Origin of the sequence: Alteromonas sp. Mac1, from assembly GCF_001562125.1 — a bacterium.
Classification (GTDB): Bacteria; Pseudomonadota; Gammaproteobacteria; order Enterobacterales; family Alteromonadaceae; genus Alteromonas; species Alteromonas stellipolaris.
In genome coordinates this window covers 1,743,947-1,770,564 of sequence record NZ_CP013932.1, presented here as the reverse complement: position 1 = coordinate 1,770,564, position 26,618 = coordinate 1,743,947, and the positions used below count along the sequence as shown (strand labels likewise).

At 45.0% G+C, this 26,618-nt stretch carries 22 protein-coding genes; 11 read left to right on the top strand and 11 right to left on the bottom strand.

Features of this window, described 5'->3' with window-relative positions; genetic code table 11:
- Positions 1–9 precede the first annotated feature (9 nt).
- From pheT to AV939_RS07445, 3 genes are all read left to right on the top strand, one after another.
- Positions 10–2,397, top strand: a complete 2,388-nt coding sequence (pheT, locus tag AV939_RS07455; protein ID WP_061997451.1) for a phenylalanine--tRNA ligase subunit beta — start codon at positions 10–12, stop codon at positions 2,395–2,397.
- Between the two features lie 3 nt (positions 2,398–2,400).
- Positions 2,401–2,700 carry an integration host factor subunit alpha gene (gene ihfA, locus AV939_RS07450; RefSeq protein WP_013784550.1) on the top strand — a complete coding sequence of 100 codons (300 nt, stop codon included), beginning with the start codon at positions 2,401–2,403 and terminating at the stop codon, positions 2,698–2,700.
- Between the two features lie 118 nt (positions 2,701–2,818).
- On the top strand, positions 2,819–3,409 hold the full coding sequence (locus AV939_RS07445) for a hypothetical protein (protein WP_057792514.1): 591 nt from the start codon (positions 2,819–2,821) through the stop codon (positions 3,407–3,409).
- A gap of 62 nt (positions 3,410–3,471) precedes the next feature.
- On the opposite strand, the gene ybaK is transcribed toward AV939_RS07445, so the two are convergent.
- Positions 3,472–3,942, bottom strand: a complete 471-nt coding sequence (gene ybaK / locus AV939_RS07440) for a Cys-tRNA(Pro) deacylase (RefSeq protein ID WP_061997450.1) — start codon at positions 3,940–3,942, stop codon at positions 3,472–3,474.
- Positions 3,943–3,946: 4 nt separating this feature from the next.
- Entirely contained in the window at positions 3,947–6,421 is a 2,475-nt protein-coding gene (locus tag AV939_RS07435; protein WP_061997449.1) for a penicillin acylase family protein, read from the bottom strand.
- A gap of 98 nt (positions 6,422–6,519) precedes the next feature.
- Here AV939_RS07435 and nagZ point away from each other — a divergent pair, with 98 nt between their 5' ends.
- Positions 6,520–7,578: a beta-N-acetylhexosaminidase gene (gene nagZ, locus AV939_RS07430; RefSeq protein ID WP_061998180.1), complete on the top strand. Its 1,059-nt coding sequence runs from the start codon at positions 6,520–6,522 to the stop codon at positions 7,576–7,578.
- Entirely contained in the window at positions 7,565–8,956 is a 1,392-nt protein-coding gene (locus AV939_RS07425) for an SLC13 family permease (protein WP_061997448.1), read from the top strand. The genes nagZ and AV939_RS07425 overlap by 14 nt, the downstream gene beginning before the upstream one ends.
- Positions 8,957–9,056: 100 nt before the next feature.
- On the opposite strand, the gene AV939_RS07420 is transcribed toward AV939_RS07425, so the two are convergent.
- The 4 genes from AV939_RS07420 to AV939_RS07405 form a co-directional block, all read right to left on the bottom strand.
- Positions 9,057–9,572: a cob(I)yrinic acid a,c-diamide adenosyltransferase gene (locus AV939_RS07420; protein WP_057792506.1), complete on the bottom strand. Its 516-nt coding sequence runs from the start codon at positions 9,570–9,572 to the stop codon at positions 9,057–9,059.
- Positions 9,573–9,668: 96 nt separating this feature from the next.
- Positions 9,669–11,219, bottom strand: a complete 1,551-nt coding sequence (locus AV939_RS07415; protein WP_061997447.1) for a CsiV family protein — start codon at positions 11,217–11,219, stop codon at positions 9,669–9,671.
- Position 11,220: 1 nt separating this feature from the next.
- On the bottom strand, positions 11,221–14,727 hold the full coding sequence (gene mfd, locus AV939_RS07410; RefSeq protein ID WP_061997446.1) for a transcription-repair coupling factor: 3,507 nt from the start codon (positions 14,725–14,727) through the stop codon (positions 11,221–11,223).
- An 81-nt stretch (positions 14,728–14,808) separates the two neighbouring features.
- The gene (locus tag AV939_RS07405; protein ID WP_061997445.1) at positions 14,809–15,408 is read right to left on the bottom strand and encodes a PilZ domain-containing protein; all 600 of its coding nucleotides are present in this window, start codon (positions 15,406–15,408) and stop codon (positions 14,809–14,811) included.
- Positions 15,409–15,515: 107 nt separating this feature from the next.
- On the opposite strand from AV939_RS07405, the gene AV939_RS07400 reads away from it, so the two are divergent.
- Positions 15,516–16,730, top strand: a complete 1,215-nt coding sequence (locus AV939_RS07400; protein ID WP_061997444.1) for a lipoprotein-releasing ABC transporter permease subunit — start codon at positions 15,516–15,518, stop codon at positions 16,728–16,730.
- A 76-nt stretch (positions 16,731–16,806) separates the two neighbouring features.
- The gene (locus tag AV939_RS07395; protein ID WP_057792497.1) at positions 16,807–17,373 is read left to right on the top strand and encodes a phosphoribosyltransferase; all 567 of its coding nucleotides are present in this window, start codon (positions 16,807–16,809) and stop codon (positions 17,371–17,373) included.
- A gap of 746 nt (positions 17,374–18,119) precedes the next feature.
- Here AV939_RS07395 and AV939_RS07390 read toward each other — a convergent pair.
- Genes AV939_RS07390 through AV939_RS07380 form a run of 3 tightly spaced genes read right to left on the bottom strand, consistent with a single transcriptional unit; the run spans position 18,120 to position 20,366 of the window.
- Positions 18,120–18,761 (bottom strand): energy-coupling factor ABC transporter permease, encoded by a 642-nt coding sequence (locus tag AV939_RS07390; protein ID WP_057792493.1) that lies wholly within the window; start codon positions 18,759–18,761, stop codon positions 18,120–18,122.
- 32 nt (positions 18,762–18,793) lie between these two features.
- Positions 18,794–19,603 carry an exodeoxyribonuclease III gene (gene xthA, locus AV939_RS07385; RefSeq protein WP_061997443.1) on the bottom strand — a complete coding sequence of 270 codons (810 nt, stop codon included), beginning with the start codon at positions 19,601–19,603 and terminating at the stop codon, positions 18,794–18,796.
- 49 nt (positions 19,604–19,652) lie between these two features.
- On the bottom strand, positions 19,653–20,366 hold the full coding sequence (locus AV939_RS07380; RefSeq protein WP_061997442.1) for a hypothetical protein: 714 nt from the start codon (positions 20,364–20,366) through the stop codon (positions 19,653–19,655).
- A 267-nt stretch (positions 20,367–20,633) separates the two neighbouring features.
- On the opposite strand from AV939_RS07380, the gene AV939_RS07375 reads away from it, so the two are divergent.
- Together AV939_RS07375 and AV939_RS07370 are read left to right on the top strand one after the other, a co-directional pair.
- Positions 20,634–21,038 carry a DUF2750 domain-containing protein gene (locus AV939_RS07375; RefSeq protein WP_057792488.1) on the top strand — a complete coding sequence of 135 codons (405 nt, stop codon included), beginning with the start codon at positions 20,634–20,636 and terminating at the stop codon, positions 21,036–21,038.
- Positions 21,039–21,135: 97 nt separating this feature from the next.
- The gene (locus AV939_RS07370) at positions 21,136–21,501 is read left to right on the top strand and encodes a SufE family protein (RefSeq protein ID WP_231751177.1); all 366 of its coding nucleotides are present in this window, start codon (positions 21,136–21,138) and stop codon (positions 21,499–21,501) included.
- On the opposite strand, the gene AV939_RS07365 is transcribed toward AV939_RS07370, so the two are convergent.
- A complete protein-coding gene (locus AV939_RS07365; RefSeq protein WP_061998179.1) occupies positions 21,496–22,797 on the bottom strand; it encodes a glycosyltransferase in 1,302 nt (433 codons plus the stop codon). The two genes, AV939_RS07370 and AV939_RS07365, sit on opposite strands and share 6 nt — an antisense overlap.
- 350 nt (positions 22,798–23,147) lie before the next feature.
- Between AV939_RS07365 and AV939_RS07360 the strand changes: the two genes are divergently transcribed.
- Complete coding sequence (locus AV939_RS07360) at positions 23,148–23,993, top strand: HDOD domain-containing protein (RefSeq protein ID WP_057792484.1); 846 nt, start codon at positions 23,148–23,150, stop codon at positions 23,991–23,993.
- A gap of 200 nt (positions 23,994–24,193) precedes the next feature.
- Here the strand turns inward: AV939_RS07360 and AV939_RS07355 are convergent, their stop codons facing one another.
- A complete protein-coding gene (locus AV939_RS07355) occupies positions 24,194–25,009 on the bottom strand; it encodes an acyl-CoA thioesterase (RefSeq protein ID WP_061997440.1) in 816 nt (271 codons plus the stop codon).
- A gap of 170 nt (positions 25,010–25,179) precedes the next feature.
- On the opposite strand from AV939_RS07355, the gene AV939_RS07350 reads away from it, so the two are divergent.
- Positions 25,180–26,499, top strand: a complete 1,320-nt coding sequence (locus AV939_RS07350) for a spinster family MFS transporter (protein WP_057792480.1) — start codon at positions 25,180–25,182, stop codon at positions 26,497–26,499.
- Positions 26,500–26,618: the final 119 nt, after the last annotated feature.

Genomic DNA, 26,618 nt, shown 5'->3' with positions numbered 1-26,618 from the left:
AGAGTAAGCATGAAATTCAGTGAAAAGTGGTTAAGAGAATGGGTTAACCCTGCTTTGTCGGCTAACGAACTGTCTGAACAGTTAAGCATGGCTGGCCTTGAAGTTGATGGTGTTGAACCTGTTGCCGGTGAATTCAGCGGCGTATTGGTTGGGGAAGTGGTTGAATGTGGCCAGCACCCGAATGCCGATAAATTACGTGTTACCAAAGTAAACGTAGGTGATGGCGAGCTTCGCGATATTGTTTGTGGAGCGCCTAACTGCCGTGAAGGTATCAAAGTTGCTGTTGCTGTTGTAGGCGCGGTGCTACCGGGTAACTTTAAAATTAAAAAAGCGAAATTGCGCGGCGAGCCTTCTATGGGCATGTTGTGCAGTTTTTCCGAGCTAGGTATTAGCGACGATCACGATGGTATTATTGAATTGCCAGCCGATGCCCCAGTAGGCACTAATATTCGTGATTACCTAGACCTAGACGATACCTCTATTGAAGTTGATTTAACCCCGAACCGAGCAGACTGCTTGGGTATTCGTGGCATTGCCCGCGAAGTGGGTGTGTTGAACAACTTAGATGTGTGCGAACCGGCCATTAGCCCTGTGGCTGCTACCATTGACGACAGCATTGCAATTAACTTGAGCGCTCCTGAAGCGTGCCCACGTTATGTAGGCCGAGTGCTGCGTAATGTGAAAGTAACTGCTGCTACGCCGTTATGGTTAAGCGAAAAGCTTCGCCGCTGTGGTATTCGCAGCATCGACCCTATTGTTGATGTTACTAACTTTATTTTGTTAGAGCTTGGCCAGCCAATGCACGCGTTTAACCTTGCTTCAATTGAAGGCAGTGTAAACGTGCGTATGGCAAATAAGGGTGAAACCCTTACCTTGCTTGATGAAACAGAAGCTAAGCTTAACGACGATACGTTAGTGATTGCTGACGACAACAAAGCCCTTGCTATGGCGGGTATTTTTGGTGGTTTACATTCAGGTGTAAATGCAGAAACCAAAGATATCTTGCTAGAAAGTGCCTTTTTCAGCCGCGATGCCATTATGGGCCGCGCACGTCAGTATGGTTTACATACCGATGCGTCGCACCGTTATGAGCGTGGCGTAGATTCACAACTTCAGCGTAACGCCATGGAGCGTGCTACTGCCCTTATTCTAGAGATATGCGGTGGTGAAGCAGGCCCGGTTGTTGAAGCGTGTGAAGAAGACAAACTGCCTAAACAAGCCAGTGTTTTACTACGACGTGATCGTTTAGCACGTGTGTTAGGTATAACCATAGACGACGCTCAAGTGCTTGAAATTCTTGAACGTCTTGGCTTAAACGTTGTCCAAACCAATGAAGGTTGGGAAGCGAAGGCGCCAAGTTATCGTTTCGACATTGCTATTGAAGAAGACTTGATAGAAGAAGTAGCACGTGTGTATGGCTATAACAACATTCCACATGTTGCGCCAACTGCTGCGTTATCTATGTTGCCTTCACAAGAAGCGGTGTTGCCGATTAACACAATGAAGTCGTTATTATTAAGCCGTGGCTATAATGAAGCGATAACATACTCGTTTGTCGACCCTAAAATACAAAACGCGCTATTTCCTGATGCGAAGAGCATGGTATTGCCGCATCCTATTTCATCAGACATGTCTGTGATGCGTGTTAGCTTGTGGCCTGGTTTATTGGGGGCTACTGCTTACAACCAAAAGCGTCAACAGGGCAGAGTACGTCTTTTTGAAACAGGATTACGCTTTATTCCTCAACAAGATACGTCTAATGGTGTATTGCAACAGCAGGTTATTGGTGGTGTAGTAGCAGGGCGTCGTAACGAAGAGCACTGGGATTTAGGCGACAACCCAGTTGATTTCTTCGATGCAAAAGCAGATGTAGAGGCTTTACTAGCGCTAACCGGTAAAACCGGTGAGTTTAGTTTTGTAAGTGCCCAGCATAGTGCGTTGCATCCGGGTATGACTGCAAAAATTTTGCTTAATGATGAAGAAGTTGGCTATATTGGTGCTATACACCCTCAGTTTACAAAGTTATTGGGTGTTAATGGTCGAGTGTTTGTGTTCGAGCTTGAAGTTGAAGCTGTTATCGCACGCAAATTACCGTCTGCCGCGCCTGTATCGCGCTTCCCATCGAACCGCCGTGATATCGCTATTACGGTGAAAGATGAAGTGAGTGTAGGAAATATTCTTTCTTACATAGAAGAAATTGGCGTAAATCAACTAGTTGGCTTAAACTTGTTTGACGTGTACAAAGGCAAGGGAATTGAACCTGGTTACAAGAGCCTTGCATTGTCACTTCACTTACAAGATCCGGAAAAAACCTTGGAAGAAGCTGAAATTCAGCAGGCTGTAGATACTGTGGTTAAAGGTCTGGAATCTGAGTTTGAGGCCGCGTTAAGAGAGTAAACTATGGCATTGACCAAAGCCGAGATGGCTGAACACCTATTCGAAAAGTTGGGCATTAATAAACGTGATGCTAAAGATCTGGTAGAGCTTTTTTTCGAAGAGATAAAAGGCGCTTTAGAAGCTGGTGAGCAAGTAAAACTGTCAGGTTTTGGCAACTTCGACTTGCGTGATAAAAATGAACGTCCGGGCCGGAACCCTAAAACCGGTGAAGACATTCCAATTAAAGCGCGTCGGGTGGTAACTTTCCGCCCGGGTCAGAAATTGAAGAGTCGCGTAGAAAACTCTTCACCTATCGACCAGTAATCTACCGGTCGTTACAATACTTATGAAAGAGCGGGGCAACTCGCTCTTTTTTGTATTGCCTTTTTAAAAACCAGTAACCTTGTTGCTGCGTTTCTTTTCACTATGTCTGGAGGAAAGTGTGGTTAAAGCGCTTCTCATTATTGCTGCCGTTTTTATGTGTATTGTTTTTGCTGTTGCAGGTTGGTTTGTTTATTTAGCGGAAGATACTAATCAGCGCGATCAAGCATCAGCGCAAGTTCCTGTTATCACCTTAATGGAAATTCTTCACGCTAGTGATTTACAAGCGGGTGTTAAAGAGGCCGTTAGAAATGGCGACGAAGAAGCCATTAATACGTGGATGGAACAAGCACAAGTGGTGGCTGAAGCTGGTTATTTAGCGCAAACTCATATTGAATACTTAGGCTCGCAGCAGGCCCACGATTACGTGGTGTTTAACGCTAAACGACAGCTATTTAATGAAGCGTTTGAGGCGCGTTACTATGCGCTTAAAGACATGGGGAATTTAAAAGAAGAATACCCTGAAGCGTATGATTTATTCGATCGCACTGAAGCCTTGCTTGAAAAGCGTGACGCCATCATTATTCAAATGGCGTCAGCCCTATCAGGTACAACACCCCCAAGTGAAGCGGCATTGAATGAAGCGAAGCAACGCTGGTTAGCACGTGCTGAAGGTGATTCGCTGTCGCTAAGTATCGACCAGCCTAAATAAGCAAAAAAAAAGGCATAGCGGAAACCAAAAAAGCGCTATAAGAAAGCTAAAGCCTGACTTTGTTAGCTGGCCGCAATCTCTGCTGCCTTAGCTTGCGTTAAGTTAAGAATGTGTTGTGGTGTTATTTCTAGCTCTAAACCCCGTTTACCTGCACTTACGTAAATAACCTCGTGTGCTAACGCGCTTTCATGCAACACGGTTGCTAGGCGCTTTTTCTGCCCTAATGGGCTTACCCCTCCCAATAAATAGCCAGTACTAGCAACCACAGTATCGCTAGGTGCCATGGTAATTTTTTTAACGCCCAATACCTTTGCCAGCTTTTTTTCGCTTAGCGTGGTGTTTACTGGCACTAACGCTACCGCCAATTTATTGGTTTCATCACTTACCACTAGCGTTTTAAAAACCGAACTAGGGTTAAGGTTTAGTTTATCGGCTGCTTCTAATCCATAAGAGGGCGCATTGCTATCGTGATGGTATTTTAAAATAGTATGGGCAATACGCTTTTTCTTTAATAGGGTAATAGCAGGCGTCATCGGTTTATCCTTCGTCCTTCGGATACCATTGGCGTAGGTGTATAATTTTACCTGGCAGTAATGGAGTAGCCGCTTGTGTGGCGTAGTCGCTAAATCCTGCTTTAAAAAAGGGCGATAAAGGGTGACCAGACTGAGCCCCCGGCAACGTTAGAATGGCATCATCTAAATGGCCGGGGCTAACAAAAAAGCGTTCAGAAGCCCCAAAAGTAGCAGACTGTACTGCTGGCATGTAGGTATCGCCAAACCCTTCTACGGTATCCATATTAAGCTTGTGCCCCACAAAGGGAATTTGTTTTGAGAACGGATGCTTCACGGTAAGTGCATTAACACTGCCCCAACGTAAGTCTTCCATATTGGCTTCAATCGGCGAGTATTCATCTAATAGCGTATGCTTTGCGCGTCGGTAGGCATCTACAAGTAAATCATCAAAAGATTCAGTACCTTCAGGTAGCCAGCTATCGGGCTGGGTGTGAATAAGTTGCCAAACGGCAGGCTCGATGCCGCGAAGTAACGAACGGCTTTGTACGCCTTGATTATCGATGTTAGTGAGTATCTTACCAAACAATTGGCTTACCACTTCTTTGCGAAAATGCTTTACTAGGGTGTAACCTACAGAGTCTTCGCACGCGCATTCCCCCCATTTACGTAAGTAGGCTAGGTCGGCCTTAAATTCGATATTATCGTTTAATAACAAGCCCGATAATAGCTGCTGCCACGGAATCAAAAATTGCGCGTGATTGTCTAACTGAATAGCGTAAAAATCGTTTTCGTTGAATGTGTCTTTTTCAAAAAGGCGATCTCTTATTTGCTGGCCTCTAGCACCAAGGGCATAGCCACCATCCCCTAATCTTGCCACGTCATCGGCGGAAATTACCCGCGCATTGGCTGTCCATATTCTGTTGCTGCTTGGGTTTTTCACTACTGGTAGGTTAGTAGTGCGAGTAGGGGCGGTTGGGGTAACGGTGTTTTCGTCTATGGCAGTAAATGAAGCTTGTTCTCTGTTCATTACTGCGCCGCCGGGTAACCATGCTGCGCTGCCAGAATTATCTACTATCACCATGTTTTGCGTAGGTATAGCAATGTCTTTGCCTACTTCTATGGCGTCGTCAACAGTATTGGCGGTACCTAAATTAACAATGGCAAGGTTAACCGCAAAAGGATGATGTGCCACCCAATTTAATGCGTAACGTTTACCGTTAACGTGTTTAACGGGGCCGTACTCGCTAAGCTCTAACGTGTAAGTATGCGATACCTCTTTACTTACTATGACTTCATCTACCATTTGAGTAGGTGTGTCGTCGGCAAGGGCTATCCAATCAAGGTTGTCTAGGTTGGCATTCGTGAAGCCCCAAGCCACTTTGTTGTTAGTGCCAACAATTACGCCAGGCAAGCCGGGGAGTGAAACCCCCGTTACCGACACGCTCGTAACCGATGAACTTACGCCCGACACGTCAGGGCTTTGATACGCTTCGCTTATTGTAGCGCGGGGGGCGTCTTTGTAGTTAAGCTGAGTACGGTACCAAATAATAGGAACGCGCAAGCCTAGGTGCATGTCGTTAGCCAGTAAACCGCTTCCTGTGGCTGTAAGGTTACCGGTTACTGCCCAATTGTTACTGCCTATATCAGGCAGTTCTTCAGCGTTGTAGGTTTGTAGTGATATTTCTGTCGTAATAGGTGCCACAGAATGAATATTATCGCCACCTGATACTGAATCAGTTGAACTAGGCTCGGGGGAAACAGGTTCAGACGGAGTAGACTCCGATGAAGTAGGCTCTGGCAATATGGGGTAAGGCGGTACGTCGGCATGATAAAGCGCCAGCTCACTGCCATCTAAGGCGGCTTGATAACGGCTAGGCTGGGTGATGAAGTTATATAGCGGCGTACCGTAAGTTTCTTTTAGTGCTGTGCGCGCCAAGTCGATTTCAATTTGCCCGCCTTGTAAATCTAAATACATGCTGTAGGCCACCAAAATACTGTCGGTGGGTTGCCAAGGTGATAGTGTTAACCCTGCTGCAATATATTCGAAGGGCGGCACGGTGTATTCGTCTAGCGCGGCATTTACGCCATGAGAGTAACTTACCAGCAGTTGCTTTTGGGTTAATGGTAGGCTGTCGAAAACTTTTACAGCGCGTTTTGAGAACTGGTGGAAGCGGGCGTTTTTATCAATCTCTAGCGCAACATCGCCTACCCATTCAGCCAACCGGCCCGATGCACTTCTGCGTTGTAAGTCCATTTGAAAGAAGCGGTCTTGGCCGTGGGCAAAGCCTAGGGCATATGCGGCATCGAATTTGTCTTGCGCGTTAATTACGGCGTGGCCCATATTGTCGCGGGCAAGGGTAGCGGGCGCGGTAATGCGAGACGTGGCGTGGTTACCGTCTAATGTGGGTAAACTAAGCTGCAACGCCATATAAACGCCACCTAGTGCTAAAACGACTAATGCAATTGCACCTAAAACCAACCACTTAATCCAATTTAACACGTGTATTACTCCATTTTTTTCTCTATCCTAACCACACTATCTACAAATTTGAAGTGATGTTTTATGACACGTTTGCGAGAAACACTATGGGCCCGTTAATGCTTGATTGTCAGGCAGAGCGTTTATTGCCTGAAGAGAAAGAAAAACTAGCACATCCTGTGGTGGGCGGCGTCATACTTTTTAGCCGTAATTATTACGATGGCGAACAACTTACTCAGTTAGTAAAAGAAATTCGAGAAAGTGCAAATAAGCCTTTGTTAATAGCGGTAGATCACGAAGGAGGCAGGGTTCAACGCTTTCGTGAAGGGTTTACCAAATTACCCGCTATGGGCAAGTTAACGGGGTTGGTACAGGCGCAAGCTGCGGGTAAAGATATTCACTGGACCGAGTTACCCGAAGAAGAACTGGACGTAGAAGAGACTGTAGTCAACCAAGCCACACTAGAGTTAGCTAAAGCGTGCGGCACCATTATGGCCCATGAGCTAAAACAGATAGATATCGATTTTAGTTTTGCCCCTGTGCTTGATATTAACGGTGTATCGCAAGTGATTGGCGACAGGGCATTTGCTGAAACCGCTGAAAAGGTTATACCACTTGCCAGTGCGCTAATAGAAGGCTTGCAAGTTGCAAACATGCCAGCTATTGGAAAACATTTTCCGGGGCATGGCAGTGTGGCCCCGGATTCTCATGTGGCATTGCCTATAGACGAAAGACCCCTTGAAGAAATTAAACAAACTGATATGGTTGTTTTTGAAAGATTAATTTCTAAACAGTTGCTAGATGGAGTAATGCCTGCGCACGTTATTTATTCTCAAGTTGATAGCAAGCCAGCCGGTTTTTCCGAACACTGGTTACAAAAAATATTAAAGCAAGACTTGGGCTTTAACGGTGCAGTGTTCTCTGATGACCTGTCTATGCACGGTGCCAGTGTTGCCGGAAATTATGTCGATCGTGCCCAAGCGGCATTATCAGCAGGTTGCCATATGGTATTGGCATGTAATAACCCGAAAGGGGCGGAATCTATTTTAGATGCGCTGCCCCATTCAACAGACTCTTTCGAGGCTTTAACCTCACTTTACGGGCGCAAACCAGCTGTGCATGCCAGTGCAGCTTATAAAAACGCATTAAAGGTGTTGTCGCGCTATGGAATCGGTTAAACCGAAACTAATAATAATATCCTTCGTTAGCGCAGTTGCTCTGTATGGAGTGCTGTTGTTTGTAGGCCTGTCACATATTATGGCCATTAGCGCGGCTATTACCGTGCTGGTGGCCATGTTGTGGGTTACCGAAGCGCTACACATTGCGCTGCCCGCACTCATTCCTTTCTTCGCCTTTCCTATGGCGGGGGTTATTAGCTATCAAGACGCAGCATCGGCATTAGGTAACCACGTTATCTTGTTGCTAATGGGCGCTTTTATGTTGTCTAAATCGCTAGAAAAATCTGGCGTTCATCAACGTTTAGCGGTGTACCTTATTCGGCTAACCGGTGCGAACAGTGCCCGCAGGCTGGTATTTGGCTTTATGTTCACCTCAGCTATTTTAAGTATGTGGATTTCTAACACCGCCACCACGCTAATGTTACTGCCCATTGCGCTTGCCATTATTCATGCTTCGAATTCGCCTAAACTAGGTGTAGCCGTGTTACTGGGTATTGCTTACGCCGCTAGCGTGGGCGGTGTAGGTACGCCTATTGGTACGCCGCCCAATATTATTTTCATGAGCGTGTATCAGCAAACTACGGGCACAGAAATTAGCTTTATTAACTGGATGAAAACCGGTGTGCCTATTGTGTTAGTGGCATTGCCGCTAATGGCATTATGGCTAACTCGGCATTTAAAAGGCGAGAAAACCGGTGGGTTACCCGATGTTGGCCCTTGGCGAAGTGCAGAGGCACGTGTGCTGGGTGTGTTTACTTTTGTGGCCATGGCGTGGGTGTTCAGGCCTTATTGGACCGCATGGTTCGGAATGGACTTTGTGGGTGACAGCACCATCGCATTGGCGGGAGTTGTGCTAATGTGTGTTATTCCTAATGGTGAGCGCGAACCTACTGCTACGGGCAGCAAACAAGGCTACTTGCTTGACTGGAACACCGCTCAGCAAATTCCTTGGGGAATGTTGTTGGTGTTTGCTGGAGGTATTTGTTTGGCGCAAGCCTTCACGGCGTCGGGCTTAAGTGAATTGCTAGGGCAGGGTTTAACCGGCTTAGCGGTGTTGCCGTTGTTCTTGTTGGTACTAGTGCTGTGCTTATCGGTAAGTTTTGTAACCGAAATTACATCGAATACAGCCACGGCCACGTTATTGATGCCCATTTTGGCCAGTGCCGCTGTGGCCATAGATGTAGACCCGCTTATTCTTATGATGCCAGCAGCTATTAGTGCCAGTTGCGCGTTTATGATGCCAGTGGCAACACCGGTAAACGCTATTGTGTATAGCAGCGGTGAGCTTACGGTGAAAACCATGGTACGCGAGGGCGTAGTGCTGAATATTATAGTGGCATTTGTGGTTACCGCTGGTGTGCTATTAACGCGCACCTAGTTTTCTTATCTGTACAGGTAAGCGTTAGTTAGCGACTATTTATTAGCGTTTAGTTAGCGTAAATTTCACTTACCTGAATGCCGTGAGGCGTTAGCCGTGCTTATACGGCCACTTCATCAAAACCGGCTTCGGCATTTAAGAAGCGGGCGAAGGTAAACAAGTAGTCAGACAACCGGTTTAAGTAAGCAGGCACTACGGCAGGTACATCGTAGTGCTTGGTAAGCACTATAACCGCACGCTCTGCGCGCCGACAAACGGCACGGCATACATGGCTTTGGGCAGCCGCTTTACTGCCGCCAGGTAGTACAAAGGTAGTTTGCGGGCCCAGTGTGGCTGTCATTTTATCAATATCACTTTCAAGCTTAACAACATCGTCTTGCGTTAAGGTAGAGCTAGCTGAAATAGCAAAACCTGCCTGAAACAGGTTGCGCTGAATAGTATAAATGTCTTCTTTTAGATGCACGGCTACCATAGCGGCCAACAAACCCAAGTGACTGTTTAGTTCATCAATATCACCGTAGCTTTGTACTACCGCATCGTCTTTTTCTACTCTTACTGGCTTATCGGCATATATCTGCGTACTGCCTTTGTCACCGGAACGGGTATAAATTTTCATGCTGGTATTTAGTCCTTGGGTTTTTACTTTTCACAAGCTCGTTTCACAAGCTTGGTCTACAAAAGCGTCGTCTACAAAAGCGTTGTCTACAAAAACTTATTCTTCGGGCGCGCTAGGGCGTTTGTAACGGCGAATTTGCACCACCATGCCAAACAGGGGGTGATCAAAGTAATGAAGCTGGTTACTTATTACACGGCGCTGTTCACTAAAGGGTAACGACACTAACTGATATTCCGGCGTAGCGTTGGCGGAAACATTGCTGCTGTTTAGGCTACTAATAGCGCTTGTCGAGTTTGTTGCCGTTTGGCCTTCAACAGGAATAGGCTGGCGATAGAAAAGCTCGCTGTCGATATGCAAATAAGGCACACGGTTTATGTATTTTAAAAATACCTTCATGTTGCCGTCTACTTTCCAAATAGGCGCACGAAATGCCGCACTTATATTGCTTTCATCGGCATCGTCGATAACATCTGCGTTGTCTAACGCTAGTAAATCTTTAAACAATATGGGCACAGGGCTAGCAAGCCGTGCATCTAAATCGTAAAAGAAGTCGCTTGTCATGGTTTCGGTGCTGTCTGTGTTTGATGAAAGCTGCTGGGTGTAATCCTGGCTTTCGTTCAATCCGCCGGCAGAGCTGGCATCAAGGCGCTGGATTTTGTTTTCCAAATTCTGATAGCTGTTTTCATCGAAGCTGTTTTCGTCAAGGTCGCTTGAGCTTTGATTTACCGTTAACGACGTAGCACTGCCAAAGCGCAAAGGTGGCTGCGGTGGGCGCTGAACACCGTCTTGGTCAAACTCATCTGAAAAGTTATTACCGGCAAAAAGGCGAACGTTAAAGGCTTTGTCTTTACCGAATTTTACAGGCTGACGCCAAGTAACATGTAACAAGCGAGTGAGGTCACGGTTTTGTCTAATTTGTCGCGACAACGACGACATTTCTTGAGCATTCTTCGTTAATAAATGGGCGTGGCTAGCGTATGGCCAATCGTTACCTTCAGGAGTGATAGGTAGCTCTTTAGGGGCTGGTAAGCGGTTGTCTGGGCGATGAATATGCCATTTACTATCGTAATAACTCAACCAAGGCTTATGCACCACACAATACGGCTGGTTCGGTACCCTAATGGTTTCAATTTCATCTAACCCTAAAAACGCAACCCAATGAGCGGCTATTTCTTCTGGAGATAAGCCATCATTTGATAAGTCATCGTTTAATGCCTGAGAGCTCAGTTCATCGGCGAAGTTAGTTCGAGTAGATTGAGTTTGATTTGAGTAGGCCGCACCAGACTTTGTGTTCGAGGCTTGCCCGGCTATTTGGCCTGCGGCCAGCGAGCCAGATGGCCTATTCATTTCACCAGAAACATTAGCAAAGTAATCGAATTCAGGCCATTCAAGGGTGTTGGTTTCACCACAAACTGCAATGCCTTGTTTAAGCATGCTGATATCAGGGGTTATAACCGCACCTATTACATCGGCGTCTGTGGCAGGAACTGCTAAAGAGTCGGCTAAATCGAACTGCTCTTCAAGAGCAGACATTGCCACCTTTCTTTCAAAAACAATAACTTCAACATCAAACCACCAGTCGTCATCTGCCAACAACGGGGTAGAAGCCAATACAGCAAGTAGTGGGCTCCAACGAAAAAACCTCATGTTATCGCGACTCCTTTGCAAGGTCGGCAATGATATCGCTAATAAACGCAATGCGCGCTTTTGCGGTATCAGTCTGTTTTACTAATCGTAGTTTCTGGCTGCCTTCAAATTTGAAAGTATTTGGCTTGGTTTGCACAAGCTGAATAATATAGCCAGGGTCAACCTTGGTGGTATCTGTAAACTCTATGGTACCGCCTTGTGCTGACAAGTCTACTTTAAGCACGCCTATAGCTTCTGCTTTTATTTTTATTTCCGCCACTTCTACTAAGTTTTTAGCGGGTTCAGGCAATAAACCGAAGCGGTCGATACATTCTACTTGGAATTCGTCTATATCGTCTTGGTTTTTACAGCTGGCTAAGCGTTTATATAGCGATAACCTAGTGTTTACGTCGGCAATATAGTCATCAGGCAGTAGGGCAGGAATACGAAGTTCAACTTCTGTGTGGCCTGCCATGGCATCGTCTAGCGAAGGCTCTTTGCCTTCTTTCAGTGATGTTACTGCTCTATCTAGCATATCCATGTAAAGGCTAAAGCCGATACTGGCAATTTGGCCAGATTGGTCATCGCCCAATAGTTCACCTGCGCCACGAATTTCAAGGTCGTGGGTGGCTAGCGCAAAACCTGCCCCTAAATCTTCAAGTTTAGAAATAGCGTCTAGTCGCTTAGCTGCGTCTTTGGTCATACGCTTAGGATGCGGCGTAAGTAAATAAGCGTAGGCTTGGTGGTGTGAACGCCCCACACGGCCACGCAATTGGTGCAATTGGGCTAGGCCTAAGTGATCGGCTCTGTCCATGATGATGGTATTAGCACTGGGCACATCAATACCGGTTTCAATAATGGTGGTACACACCAACACGTTGTAGCGCTGGTGGTAAAAGTCGCTCATTACATTTTCAAGTTCGCGTTCGCGCATTTGGCCGTGGCCCATGGCAATACGCGCTTCAGGTACAATTTCGGCAATTTCTTCGGCAGTTCTGGCTATGGTATCTACTTCGTTGTGAAGGAAGTACACCTGCCCACCACGTAAAATTTCACGCATTATAGCTTCACGAATGATGGCTTTATTGCGTTGTTGTACAAAGGTTTTAATTGATAAACGTCTTGCTGGCGCGGTAGCAATAATCGATAAGTCTCGCATTCCCGACATAGCCATATTCAGGGTTCTAGGAATAGGCGTAGCGGTAAGGGTAAGAATATCTACATCGGCGCGAAGGGATTTTAGCTTCTCTTTTTGACGCACCCCGAAGCGATGCTCTTCATCAATGATCACTAAGCCTAAGTCGCTGAATTTAATATCGTTCGACAGCAACTTATGCGTACCTACTACAATATCTACCTTGCCATCGGCAAGGCGCTGCATGGTTTCTTTTTGGCCTTTAGCGCTAACGAATCGGCTCATGACTTCAATTTCAAACGGCCATGCGGCGAATCTATCTTTAAAGTTCTCGTGATGCTGTTGGGCAAGTAGGGTAGTGGGCACCAAAATAGCCACTTGTTTGCCTTGGTTCGCGGCTAAGAATGCCGCACGCATGGCGACTTCGGTTTTACCGAAACCTACGTCACCACATACCAATCTGTCCATGGCTTGTGGGCTACCCATGTCATGAATAACCGCCGCAATAGCTTGTGCCTGATCCGGCGTTTCTTCAAACGGGAAGCTGTCGGAGAATTTTTGGTAGTCGTCCCAATCAATATTGTAAGCAAAGCCTGGCTTTGCGGCACGTCGTGCGTATACATCAAGTAATTCAGCGGCCACATCGCGTACTTTTTCAGCCGCTTTTTGTTTTGCTTTGCTCCATGCATCAGTACCAAGTGAATTTAGCGGTGCGTGATCGGCATCGCCGCCGGTATAACGAGATATTAGGTGAAGCGACGCAACAGGCACATACAGCTTGGCTTGTTTGGCGTATTCAATGCACAAGTATTCAGTGGTAACGCCGCCTGCATCTAGGGTTTGCATGCCAATGTAACGGCCCACACCATGATCTAAATGCACAACGGGCTGACCGGTAGTAAGCTCGGCTAAATTACGAATAATGGCACTTTCGTCGGTAGCCGTACGCTTATCGCGAAGCCTACGCTGGCTTACTTTATGGCCTAATAGCTCGGTTTCGGTGATAAACAGCAATTCGCCGCTATCACTTCGCCAGTTAAAGCTATTTTCAACCATGCCTACGGTAATACCAATGTTGTCGCTGGCACTCACAAACGAGTTGAACGATTCAGCCGCTTTAGGCTTAATGCCCGCCTTTTGTAATACGGTAAGCAGCCCTTCACGGCGGCCTTGGGTTTCTGCGCAAAATAGCACTTTAGCACCGCGCTTTTTGGCATTATTCACCGTGGCAATTAATTGTTCAGCCGGTACTTTCTTTTGGGTGTTAATAGCAATATCGTCAAGCTTATCGCAGCCTAAGTTGAAACTGCCCGGCTTTTCTTCAATGATTTCTTTTGACAGGGATACACGCGGCCACTGTTTAATTTCGCCGAACAAGGTATTTATAGGTAAAAATAAATCTTCAGGTGGCAGTAAAGGCCTTGCTGGGTTGTATCTGTGTTGTTCGTAACGCTCTTGAATGTCTGCCCAGAAAAACTCGCTGGCATCTTGTACTTCGCCGTGTAACAACAGCACACTTTTAGGGTGCAGGTAATCAAACAAAGTAGCGGTTTTATCAAAAAACAGCGGCAAGTAATATTCAACGCCGCTTGGCATGGTGCCTTTTGTGACTTGAGAAAACACCGATTCTGAGGCGTTGTTCGCATCGAACTTTTCTAAAAAGCGCTGACGGAAAAGGGTAATAGATTCTTTGTCGGTAGGGAATTCCCGTGCGGGTAACAGCTTTATTTTTTCAACCGCATCGCCAGACCGTTGGGTTTCGGTATCGAAAAAGCGAATAGAGTCTACTTCGTCGTCGAACAAATCAATACGAAACGGCTTGTCGCTACCCATGGGGAATAAATCGATAATGCTACCGCGCACCGAAAATTCACTGTGGCTCATTACCTGGCTTACGTGTAAGTAGCCCGCTTGTTCTAAGTTGCGTCTGAATTGGTCTCTATCAAGGGTGTCTCCCTTATTCAGCATCAACAAATATTTTGCGAGGTAGTCGGTAGGTGCCAAACGTTGCATCAAGGTGTTTACCGGCACAATGAAAATACCATTTACCTGCTGGGTAAAGCGAAATAAAGTTTCTAAGCGCTGCGAGACAATATCTTGGTGTGGAGAAAACGAATCGTAGGGCAGGGTTTCCCAATCGGGAAATACCGTAATAGGTACATTTGGTTGCTCAGCTTTATTGCTGGGCATAAAAAACGCCAACTCTTTTTCTAGTTTTAACGCCGAAGGTGTGTCGGCTGTTACTAGCACAATAGGGCCGTTGTATTGGGCTTGTGCTTGAGTGATGCACAGTGCGGCGCTGCTGCCTTGTAACTGACCCCATTGCTTGTGGTCTTGCACAGAGGCGGATTTTTTCTGGGTCGGCAAAGGCAAAGATAAAAGAGTTGCTGTCATGTCGTCCTATAAACTACTTATTCGGTTTAAGTGTGTTGCTTGCTTCTGTTTTCTGACTTTTGTTGTATGGCTTTTTGAGTACTAGGCTCCGGAAGCCTTATCTTGCGCGCGCTTTTTAAGTTGCTGCGTTTGCAAATGCAAGCTGGCTCGAACAAGCAATTCTTGATCTTGCTCGCGGATGCTATTGAAAACAAAAGCTATATGGTAGCTATCCTCGACGTTCTCGCAAGTAATAACTTCCCCATAGCAAAATATGGCGGCCGCTTCTGTATCAAGAAATAACTTAAGTTCAGCTTGGCTGCCGATGTTCATAGCGGTTGGGCTTTTAATAATTACGCCCCCGCCACCGAGCTTTATTGTGCTAAAACGATGATCTGGTTCATCTTGCTGATGCAAAATAAATGACATCATCAAATCTATTTTGCGGGCTTGGTGATTTAGATATTCAGCCAACGATTCAGCATGGTCGCTTAAATGGCGCAACGGGCGAAGTGCTTGAGCTTCAATGCTAGCCATTTCGCTGGCTACACGAAACGCGTAGGGCATGGCTTGCTCTAAACCCGTTTCAGAAGGCACGGATTCACCTTCAGCGAGTGGTTTCACGTTAATATTAACGCTGTGCTGAATAGAGAAATACTCATCGAACTGGGCTTTTTTTTCTTCTAGGCTTAGGTTTTCCATCATATCTCCCGCCACTTATCTTGTACGGCCAGTAGCTTACACGTAGTATACGCACTTTACTATTTTGAGATTGCCCCGTCATCACACCTTTGGACTAAGCGCGCATTATGTATTTCCCTCTTCCCGCTTTTATTGCTTATCGGTATGCGAAATCTGGCCCGGCGCAGTCGTCTAGCCAAAATAGCTTTGTTTCCTTTATCAATCGTTTTTCTGTTGCTGGTATTGCCCTTGGCCTTACTGCACTTATTATTGTGCTTTCGGTAATGAATGGCTTTGAAGCCCAGTTAAAGCAGCGCATTTTGGGCATAGTGCCTCATATTGAAATTAATGCGCCTGTTGAAGAAAGCTTTGTAATGGGCTTGCCCAATGTGGTGGCAAGCATGCCTTTTCGAGAAGCCGAAGCGGTAGTGCAGTCTCGCTCAGACTTACGTGGTGTGCAGTTACATGGCGTGCGAGCGGATAGCATGACGCAGCACACTATGGTAGCCCACGAAATGCAGCAGGGTAGTTTTGATAGCCTAACGGCAGGTAGTTACAACGCTATTATTGGCCGTGCCCTTTCTATGCAATTAAATGTGCGGGCCGGCGACAAACTTCGGGTAATGGTGGCTGGTGCCAGCGTGTACACCCCATTTGGCCGTATGCCAAGCCAGCGGTTGGTCACTATTTCAGGTGTGTTCGACATGGGCTCGCAAATGGATGACAAAGTTATTTATATGCAGCTTGATGATGTGAACCGGTTATTACGAGATGTATCGGGCAAGAACACGGCTACCAGATTATTCTTAGACGATGCCTTTTTGTATCAAGACACGCTCAAACCTATTGTTGACGCGGATTTACCTGTACGTACCTGGCGCGAGCGCCAAGGGCCCTTGTTCGATGCAGTAAAAATGGAAAAGAACATGATGTTCTTAATGCTGCTGTTAATTATTGCTGTGGCAGCGTTTAATTTGGTTTCGTCTTTGGTGATGGTGGTGTCCGAAAAGCAGGGCGATATTGCGGTATTGCAAACCCAAGGCATGCTGCCAAGCACCATTATGACGGTATTTGTATTGAACGGGCTGTTTAATGGCGTAAAGGGCGCAGGTATTGGATTAGTTGCAGGTGTGGCTATTACTTTACTGTTAAACCCTGTCATGAGTTTGCTTAATGTGCCTATTGCGTTGTCGTCAGACGGGCAGGGGCTACCTATTGATATGCACTGGCTACAAATAGTTTCTGTAACGCTATTTTCATTGTTACTTTGTATTGTGGCGAGTATTTACCCTGCTAGGCGTGCCATGAAAACGCAACCTTCGCAAGCACTTCAAAACGAATAAGATAGTTAAATTGCCGTGCAAATCGCGGCGAAATTCACTATAATCGCGGACTTTAAATTTCGGCCAGTGAGACGTCATGAACAAGAATTTTATCACCTCGCAAGCGTTGCTTCAGGATTCCTTTCGTTTAGCAGCAAAGGTGTATGATGACGGGTTTCGCCCCGATTTCATCATTGGTATTTGGCGCGGTGGTGCACCTATCGGCATAGCGGTACAAGAATATTTTGAGTTTAAAGACTATTCTACCGACCACATTGCGGTACGTACTTCTTCTTACTATGGCATTAATAAGCAATCTAAAGAAATTCGTGTTCACGGTTTACACTACTTAGTGGAAAACGCTGATGCAGAACACAAGCTACTTATTGTTGATGATGTTTTCGATTCAGGCCGTAGTGTTGATGCGCTTATTCAGCAAATTCGCAAACTGATGCGTTTGAATATGCCAAAAGACATTCGTATTGCATGCCCTTGGTACAAGCCTCAGAACAACACTACTGACATAGTGCCTGATTACTTTGTGAACGAAAGTGATGAGTGGTTAGTATTCCCACATGAAATCGCTGGTTTGAGCGAAGAAGAAATCCGCGAAGGCAAAGGCGAATTAGCCGATGTAATGGATATCTTGTTCGACAAAAAGTAAGCGCACGCGCTAGCTGTTACAAAAACACCCATAAAAAACCGCCCAACCAGGCGGTTTTTTTGTGCCTGCAATTAACGAGACACCCATGTTAATTATCAAGACACCCACATTAATTCGGTATTCTCTTATCAAGACACCCATGTTAATTCGGTATTCTCTTATCAAGACACCCATGCTATTTCAGTATTCTTCTATCAGGACACCCATGCTATTTCGGTATTCTTCTATCAAGACACCCATGTTATTTCAGTATTCTTCTATCAGGACACTCATGTCTATCCGACACCAGAGTTAATCGGTCACCCACCTTTATACTCATCAATATAGGGTGGGTGTCCTTCTTATTTATTCTTATTTTTAGGCCTATAAACGTGGGTGTCTTCATAACTTTGTCGTAACTATGATGTGAAAAAAACATGGGTGTCTCATTAAGACGGGATTGGTAAGTTGCGGGGAAATACTGGAAATGCTCATATTAACTGCACGTTAATTAGCGTGGGTGTCCATGTAATCTAGGTAATTTAATTGACGTGAGATGATGGGTGTCTCGTTAATGTGATGAGTGTCTTGCTATAGTTTTATGGTGGGTGTCTCGTCAATGTGATGAGTGTCTTGCTATAGTTTTATGGTGGGTGTCCACGTAAATCCTACGTAAACTACTTGAGCCACAAAGGTGGGTGTCTCTATATCATTGAAGCTGAAATAAACGTGGGTGTCTTGTTTAAGGTTATTATTAAGGCTCTCGCTTAGTTGTCGAGATAAAACTTGTCGTGGAATGTGTAAACCCAAGTGGGTTGATAGATGACGAGTAGGGTGATGGCCATACCGTTAAGCAGGGCTTCTGGAAATACCAAAAGTGGAATAAGCAGTACGAAGTTGTCGAAAATGACGTCCCACGTGTAAATGCCTTCAACAAAATAGTAGCCCGCTAGTGTGCCTGTTTTAAGGGCGATGCTAAGTGCGCCTGGAAAGAAAGCGCACACAAAAATATAAACGAACAGTTGGCGGGGCAGGTGGTGAAATGAAACTAGATATACAAAGTAGGTGACCGCGACAGGCAGCATTACTCCCAATACACCATTGATTCCTAATGTTTGCCATTGTGCAAAACCAGCGGCAGTAGCTCCCAACAGGGCAAGGGTTCCAGCTAGAATTGCGTAACGAAACCCGAGCATAAGCGTAACCACACTTAAACCAACAAAGTGAACATCTAGCCCTTCAAAAATACCTACTTTGAAGATCCAAAACGCGAACAACGCAGCGGCACTACCAAATAGCAGGTGCTGTTGGTGTTTATCACCCATTAGGCCTACAACAGAAATTTGTTTAATTACCCCAACAAGGGTTAAGCAATATAAAATAAGGCCAAGCCACTGTAGCGTTGTCACATACACTCCGATTGATAATTACGGAACATTTATTATTTACTGTAAGTAGCCCAAATAGGCGCATGATCAGATGGTTTCTCAATGCCGCGAAGTTCATAATCTATTCCGGCATCACTCAATCTGTTATGCATAGATGGGGTAGCTAAAATAAGATCAATACGAAGCCCACGATTATCATTAAAACCTTTTGAGCGATAATCGAACCACGAGTATCTGTCGGTTGTATCAGGGTTCAATGTTCTAAAGCTGTCTTCAAAACCCCAATCCATCAGTGTGTTCAACCACACTCTTTCTTCGGGTAAAAAGCTACATTTGCCGGTGCGCAACCAGCGCTTTTTATTTTCTTCGCCAATTCCAATATCTGAATCGGTATGGGAGATGTTCACATCGCCCATTACAATGACATTTTCATCTGGCGTATGGTGGGTGTCTAGGTAAGTCATCAGATCTTTATAAAACTTACGTTTTGCTGGATATTTGGTTTCGTGCTTTTCGTTTTCGCCTTGCGGGAAGTAGCCATTTAATACGGTAACGGGCTGGCCGTCGCTGTCAGTGGTTTTCAATATGATCATGCGACGCTGTGCATCTTCTTCATCGGTAGGAAAGCCCATAAGCACTGACTCAGGCTCTTTTTTCGCTAAAAAGGCCACACCGTAGTGACTCTTCTGACCATGAAAATAAACGTGATACCCCATCGCTTCAACTGCTTCGACAGGAAACTGTTCGTTGTGAACTTTTATTTCCTGCAGGCCAATAATGTCAGGCTGATGTGCATCTATTAATGCTTGAAGTTGATGAAGACGGGCGCGAATGCCATTGATATTAAATGAGATTACTTTCATAAGAGCTTCTTAAAAAACGGAATTGGTGAATACTAACAGAATGCTGAGTTTAACTTAATGTTTGTGGTGGCAAACTTGTACTTTTTCCTAGCAAAATTAGATGCTCAAACCAAAGATTTGCATCATTGATAATTGCAACGCTTAACGTTTCGCCGTTGTGGTTCTCTAACTCTTTTTCGACCAGGCTCTCTAACTCATTTTCAACATAACTAGCCTCAATCAGTTCAGGCAATAAACGTGCTACTTCTTGCTTAAATTCGGGCCAAGCTTTGGCTTGTTTGGCCATAGATTGATAGTAATGTGTCGGAAAGCCGTAATCAGTTTTATTGAGCCTGCGGCTAATAATATTGGCGCCCATAGACGATCCTAACCACACATACATCGCGGAAATGGCAGCAGAAAGCGCTGTTTCGAAACTAGGTAAGTCTACGCTTTGCAATTCAGCCATACCCTTGGCATTAACTGAATTTAACTCTGCTAAGTCATTATCAAGCGCAGTTATCACTGCTTGAGCTTCAAACTGATTTGCTAAAGCTTGAAGCGAAGGGTATTTCTCGGTCGCATGGTTAATGACTGACTTGCAACGCTGGTGGAATTCTCGCATAACGCAAAGTACGTTATAGTAATTTTTACGATGAGCTTCATGATTTTCATTGCCATTATCACCCATCATATTATGAAAAAGTGCAAAGGGCGCACTGTGCTCTAGCGCTTCATGTTTGTTATGAGTTTTTGTTTTTAAATCGCTAAATAAGTTTTGCATGAAGTTTTAAGCTTTGCGTTTTATTAATAGAAGGCGGATGTAATGTACTACCAAGAAATGCAGATTGCTAACGGACAAGAAGCATGTGGAGTGCGTTTTTCGACCTAATCTAAAAACAGAAGATCAGGTTACATAATATAGCCCGCAATAGTATTAGTCGCGGGGAATGTTTTCAACTTGAATGTTCCCTGAATTATAAGAATGGTATTTGGCGGAGCAGCTTGCAAAGGGTATACTTGGCGCCTCTTAAATATAAGGTGATTTTTTGTGTTTCCAGATACTGTAACCGCCACCCTGAACGACACTGTGCTAGCGCAGGCTAAAAGCTTGTCTGCTGAAGACCGACAAATGCTAGTGATCAGCTACGTACCCAAAGCGAAAGAAATTTGGCTAATCCAAGGTACAGAAGGCTTTGTCATGCTGGAAGACAACGACATTACCCGACTGCCCGTTTTTCCTCACAATAACTTAGCGCAAGCGTGGTTGGACGAGAATCAAATTACAGGTACTTGTGTGGCAGTGCCATTCGATGAATTTACCGAAACTTGGCTACCTGGTTTAACTAAAAATGGCGTGGAGTTGGTTATGTTTCCTACCTCTGCCGATGCCGAAAACTTGGTCATGACAGCAGAAGAGCTAAGTGCAGAATTCAGCGCAGATGCAAGCGCTTAACTGTTGGACTCAGTTTTCCGAATGACTGATTGTGACATCCACCGCTGTAACTTAAGTAATGACTGAATCTACGCACCTGTTGCCCTTGGGGCAATCCGTGGCTACAGCTAAAGGCTGGGATGGTGCCACCCGAGCCATTATGCTGGCGGGCAAGAAGCTGGTTGCTTTACCAGAGTCTGCGCGCACTGAAGATGCATTAGTACCGGGTTGTGAAAGTAAAGTGTGGGTAGCGTGTTTGTATTCACCAGACACTAGCGAACTTGTTATTGCGGCTTATTCGCCCAGCAAGATTATTCGCGGCGTACTGGCGGTACTGTTAGAAAAAGCGAATAGCCTTTCCGATGAACAAAGAAAGGCTTATGACTTTGAGCAATATATGAACGCGTGTAATTTGCAGCGTCATTTAAGTCAGTCTAGAGGCAATGGTATATTGAGTGTTTTACGACGCTTAAATACGCTATAAAATTTGGTTTTTAGCTTCAATCCACTGCGACATATATTTACTTGCATTCAAGGTTTGATGCCACAGCAGCCCCTGTAAAAACAAGGTCTTGCGATGGGCATCTACATCTTTAGCTATACTGGCAATCCGTTCGGCTAAGCTCTCGCTTTCTTTGTCATTTTCAAAAGTGCTTAACAACACTAGCCCTAACTGACTTGCTGACGACCAATCCTCTTCGCTGTTATAAAGCTTAATGGCGTGATTCGCGAAATCTTCTGCCGTATCGCAAATGGCGCCAGCCCATGTAGGCTGCGTAGCACTATTCTCTGTTTCTTCTGCAATACCTTCAGCGCCAACCCAGGTAGTGAGGGTAGGGGTTCCACATCGCATAGCTTCGAGTATTTTGCCTTTAATACCCGCACCAAAGCGCAGCGGCGCTATGAGCAGCCGAGCGTTAGCAATCACATCTTGTGCATTTTCAGCCCAGCCATCTAAGTAAAACCCACTCTTTGGGTTATGCAACTGCGTTGCTTTTTTAGGCGGGTAAGCACCATAAATATGTAAATTTGCTTGAGGAAGTACCTTTTTAATAGCTGGCCAAACGGTTTGCTTTAGCTGTAATACTGCATCCCAATTTGGCGCATGACGAAAATTGCCAATAGTGACAATGTCGGTGCGTTTTTCAAAATCTGGAGCGTTGCCATCTACTGTCGCTACATTGAGCGGATGGTAATAAAGCTGTTTTGCAGGAACCTGGTAATGCTTGGTAAGTAGTGTGTATTCTTTGCGAGAAATGACCAACGTAAGATCGCAACGTAAAATAGCGGCAATTTCTCGCTGAGCTAAAGGCGTATTGTAATCAGCCTCTTTCGCTGCGCCGGCAATTGGCGTTATATCAGGAGAGGTTGCAGTTTCTTTGGATGCTCGCAGTGCATTATCTTGTGCTTTAACGGCATCGTGCCTAGCTTGTCGCAAGCTGTGCAAGTCTTCTGTGTTTAGTACACGAATTGCAGAAGGGCAGGCGTCTTTTACTCGCCAAGAAAACTGTTCTTCGGTCATATACCGGTCAAAAATAACCACATCAGGGCACAGCTTCGCTATGCGTTCATTAAAACTGCTGCAATTAAGTGCAACCGCTTCACTACTAACGCCTATGTTATCTAGGTCAGCTTTGTGGATACTGTCAGCGGCAGCGGTCATGAAAGTTACATTATGGCCGTGGCTTAGAAACTGATTAATCAGAGCCAGCATATTTTGGCCTGCGGCGGAGGAGTTGGGTTCAGGCCACACATAGCCAACGACTACAACCTGCATTATGCCCTGTGACATTCCCTCTAACATAAATACCTGTGCTTGAATGTGTAAAGCGCGAAATAGTAGCACAGCAGGAAATAAAGAAAATGAAACTCTATCATCGATAGAGATTCTCGAAATTACCTGATTATTGGCGGTTACCCCTATCAGGGTTGCATTAAATGTATGTTAATTTATTGCATACTATACGAAAGATAATGAATTCCGATTAGCTAGGCTAAATAATCGCGCTATAATGTAGCTATCAGTGAAAAAGCTAATATTGTTTGATAGTTACAGTTTTTATTTCTTGGCGTGATTGTTACACGTCACCCTTCTAAATAGAGTAGGTTATATCAGGAGCGTATACCTAAATGACCTTACAAGATATCATTAGTAACGCGAGCACATTGTTTGTGCTGCCCGACTCGGTAACGCGTTTAAAAGCTTGCATGGATGATGGGGCATCTAATATTGACGATATTGCCGACATCATCTCTTTTGATCCTTCGTTAGCCACGCAGCTTTTAAGGGTGGCGAATTCGGCGTTGTACCGCTTTCCGAATAAAATAGACACGATTACTAAAGCGCTACAAGTAGTGGGTACGCGCTCAACCTACGACCTCGCTCTTGCATTTGGCGTTAGCCAAGCATTCAAAGAGGTCGATGGCCAAGTTATCGACTTAGATAAATTTTGGGAGCAAAGTGTTTCTTGCGGTCTTCTAGCAAAGTACTTTGCTGAAATGCGAAATATTAGAGAGCCGGAACGCTTATTTGTTGCAGGTTTACTGCATAATATTGGTGAATTAGTAGTTGTTGCCACGTTGCCAGATAGCGCAAAACGTTGTCAGGCGTTTAACGCAAGAGTAAGCCCAGCTGAACTGCAAGCTGGCGTGTTGGGTTATACTTTTACGAATGTGTCGGCGGGGATCATCAAAGAGTGGGGTATCCCTGAAACCATATACAAGCCTATTGCGAAAATACACGGTGATAGTAGCAATACTTCAGAATATGAAGAGCAAATACTTCAGTTGTCATACGTTTTGGCGCTAGACAACGTAAATTCAGAAATTTATCCCAGCTACAATAACTTAAAACCTGAATTGCATGAAAGCCTGTCGCTTAATCGTGACGACTTAGAAGATGCTTTAGATATTACTAACCTGCAGTGTATTTCTGTTATCTCCTTATTCAATCCGAATGCCTTTATGCTTTATTAATGAAAAAGGGCGTACTATTTTTGCAGTACGCCCTTATTTGATATCTAATTCTTGGTGCCTTTGTAGCCAAACCTTTTCTTACTAAATACTTTCTTAATAAGTACCTTTTGGATAACCACTTTCTGACTAAAGACTTCTCATTAAGCTTCGACTAGCTAAAGGTTTTCTAGCCAATAACCCGTTCAATAATCACGGTTCGATTAATCGAAAATTGCCACGGTTTGGCGACTTATCGCAACGACTTCATTGTCTTTATCCCAAATAGTGGCTTCTGTGTGGCCGTAGCCATCCTCCGCCTGACGGGTATGTGCTTGGTAAGCAAACCAGTCGGTAGGGTCTACCTGCTTATGCGGGTGTATAAACTCCAGATTCCAACTAACAGTACTTGCTGGAGCAGGCAATTTCATCATTTGTAAAAGCGTAGGCGGCCAAGCATCAATCATGGTAATGATATGTGCGTCGGTGATTTTCGCTGGTGGCTTTTTAAAGCGCATGTGTCCGTGGTAAACGCTGGTTTTTTTACGGGTGAAGGGAATACCCCCTTTATCGATGGCCAAATCGAAATGACGTAAAAACTTAGGCGTAACTTTTGGAATTTGCGGTATGAATTTGCCTTTGGTGGGCACCGGCATTTCATGGGTGTCTTTATTTTCTACCTTAATACCTGATTTTCTGCCAATACCAAAACAGGCTTGAACAAATACACAGCTTTTACCATTTTGCTTTGCATGGGCGGTATATTGAGATACGTTTTTGCCCTCACGCAATAAGGTCACTTCAATGGAAAATGGGATGTCTGGCGAGAGCGGGCCAACAAAGTTAGTTGTAAATGAACGCAGCACGCGTTCCTCACTGACTTTTTGACGAATAGCGCTGTACGCCATACCTGCTGAAATACCGCCGAATGCTGTACGCCCTTGAGCCCAAATGCTGGGAATAATGAGGTTATCTACTTTCCATTCATTGTCAGAAAGTGCCTCTAAAGGAGAAAGAGTTAAAAGCTCGTCTACCGTCATGCTGTTTGTCTGGTCTGATGAGTGAGGGTGTTGATATCCTACCTTAAGCTCAAGCTAACAGAAAGCCTAGGCTAACATTCCTTTTTATATTTACAAATAAGTAACAATAAGTTGTCAATCTTTTAACCTGCCGCGTAGACTGAGTTTTCATTGAATTTAAAGGGAATGATATGGCCCACAGTCAGGTTCAAACGGCACCAGTAGAGAAAGCGGATACTTCCCGCGCCTACAGAAATTACGTGTTAGTGATACTAACGCTGGTTTATGCATTTAATTTTATTGATAGACAGATCATAGGTATCCTTTCTCCATTCATTAAAGCTGATTTGGGTTTAGATGATGCGCAGTTAGGCTTATTAAAGGGCGTTTATTTCGCTATCCTTTATACCGTGGTGGGCATTCCTATTGCGTGGCTTGCTGATCGCTATAGTCGCGTAAATATTATTGCTATCTCGCTCACCCTATGGAGCGGCTTTACCGCAGCTTCGGGGCTTGCCATGAACTACACGCAACTGGCCCTTGCCAGAATTGGGGTGGGTATTGGTGAAGCAGGGGGTAGCCCACCTTCACACAGTATTATTTCCGACCTATTTCCTAAAGAAAAACGCGCAGGCGCACTAGCGGTTTACTCTTTAGGTATTCCGTTTGGCGTGATGTTGGCATTCTTTGCTTCTGCGTTTTTCTTGCAAGGCGGATCAGCTGATTGGCGTACAGTAATGATAAGTGTGGGATTACCGGGCGTGTTATTAGCACTATTGCTGAAATTTACGGTAAAAGAGCCAAAACGTACCGAGTCAGTACAAACTGAAGACGCTGAAAAACCGAGTGTTTCAGCGTCGCTTAAAACCTTGTTGAAAATACCTACGTGGTGGGGAATGGCCTTAGGTATTTCCTTTGGCTCGTTCGGTAACTATGCCATTTCGACTTGGATCATCGATTATTATGTACGTGCCTTTGCTGGGCTAGATATTACGCAGTTGCTAATTGCGTTTGGTATTATTAATGGTTCTGCTTATGCATTAGGCGTGTGGCTTGGCGGTTATATCGCCGATAGATGGGGCAAACAAAACAAGAAAGCATATGCCTTGCTACCTGCTATTGCGCTCATTATTGGTGTACCAGCGTTGTATTTCTCGCTTCAAGTTAACGACTTATGGTTGTCGGTAGGGTTAATGACCTTCTTACTGTTTACCAGTGGTTCGTATTTAGGTCCCAGTTTTGCCATGGCGCAAACCCTTGCACCTATCAATGTTCGTGCTATGTCTACGGCATTATTTTTCTTTGTATTGAATATTATTGCACTGGGCGGCGGACCAACAATAACCGGCATCATTAGCCAAGCGTTAGTGCCTTCATTGGGTGAAGTTGAAGCTCTGCGTCAATCTTTACTGTATTTGATTGTGCCCTATGCGCTTTCGATTATCGTGTTCTTATGGACCAGTACTAAAATTGTTAAAGATTGGGAGATGGCAGAGTCGAGAGGGCTGTAGTACTATCTTATTCATAAATAACATGTTGTTTTGATTAAGGGCTGGTTTACCAGCCCTTACTTTTCCCGCTTTGCTATCGTTATGTATAGCTTTGACACCGCTTTTCGTGAAGGAGTATT

Bases quoted from the DNA above. Each gene is read 5' to 3' on its own strand.
- pheT (WP_061997451.1), top strand. From the start codon at position 10: ATGAAATTCAGTGAAAAGTGGTTAAGAGAATGGGTTAACCCTGCTTTG.
- ihfA (WP_013784550.1), top strand. From the start codon at position 2,401: ATGGCATTGACCAAAGCCGAGATGGCTGAACACCTATTCGAAAAGTTG.
- ybaK (WP_061997450.1), bottom strand. From the start codon at position 3,942: ATGACGCCTGCTATTACCCTATTAAAGAAAAAGCGTATTGCCCATACT.
- nagZ (WP_061998180.1), top strand. From the start codon at position 6,520: ATGCTTGATTGTCAGGCAGAGCGTTTATTGCCTGAAGAGAAAGAAAAA.
- AV939_RS07425 (WP_061997448.1), top strand. From the start codon at position 7,565: ATGGAATCGGTTAAACCGAAACTAATAATAATATCCTTCGTTAGCGCA.
- AV939_RS07420 (WP_057792506.1), bottom strand. From the start codon at position 9,572: ATGAAAATTTATACCCGTTCCGGTGACAAAGGCAGTACGCAGATATAT.
- AV939_RS07415 (WP_061997447.1), bottom strand. From the start codon at position 11,219: ATGAGGTTTTTTCGTTGGAGCCCACTACTTGCTGTATTGGCTTCTACC.
- mfd (WP_061997446.1), bottom strand. From the start codon at position 14,727: ATGACAGCAACTCTTTTATCTTTGCCTTTGCCGACCCAGAAAAAATCC.
- AV939_RS07405 (WP_061997445.1), bottom strand. From the start codon at position 15,408: ATGGAAAACCTAAGCCTAGAAGAAAAAAAAGCCCAGTTCGATGAGTAT.
- AV939_RS07400 (WP_061997444.1), top strand. From the start codon at position 15,516: ATGTATTTCCCTCTTCCCGCTTTTATTGCTTATCGGTATGCGAAATCT.
- AV939_RS07395 (WP_057792497.1), top strand. From the start codon at position 16,807: ATGAACAAGAATTTTATCACCTCGCAAGCGTTGCTTCAGGATTCCTTT.
- xthA (WP_061997443.1), bottom strand. From the start codon at position 19,603: ATGAAAGTAATCTCATTTAATATCAATGGCATTCGCGCCCGTCTTCAT.
- AV939_RS07380 (WP_061997442.1), bottom strand. From the start codon at position 20,366: ATGCAAAACTTATTTAGCGATTTAAAAACAAAAACTCATAACAAACAT.
- AV939_RS07360 (WP_057792484.1), top strand. From the start codon at position 23,148: ATGACCTTACAAGATATCATTAGTAACGCGAGCACATTGTTTGTGCTG.
- AV939_RS07355 (WP_061997440.1), bottom strand. From the start codon at position 25,009: ATGACGGTAGACGAGCTTTTAACTCTTTCTCCTTTAGAGGCACTTTCT.
- AV939_RS07350 (WP_057792480.1), top strand. From the start codon at position 25,180: ATGGCCCACAGTCAGGTTCAAACGGCACCAGTAGAGAAAGCGGATACT.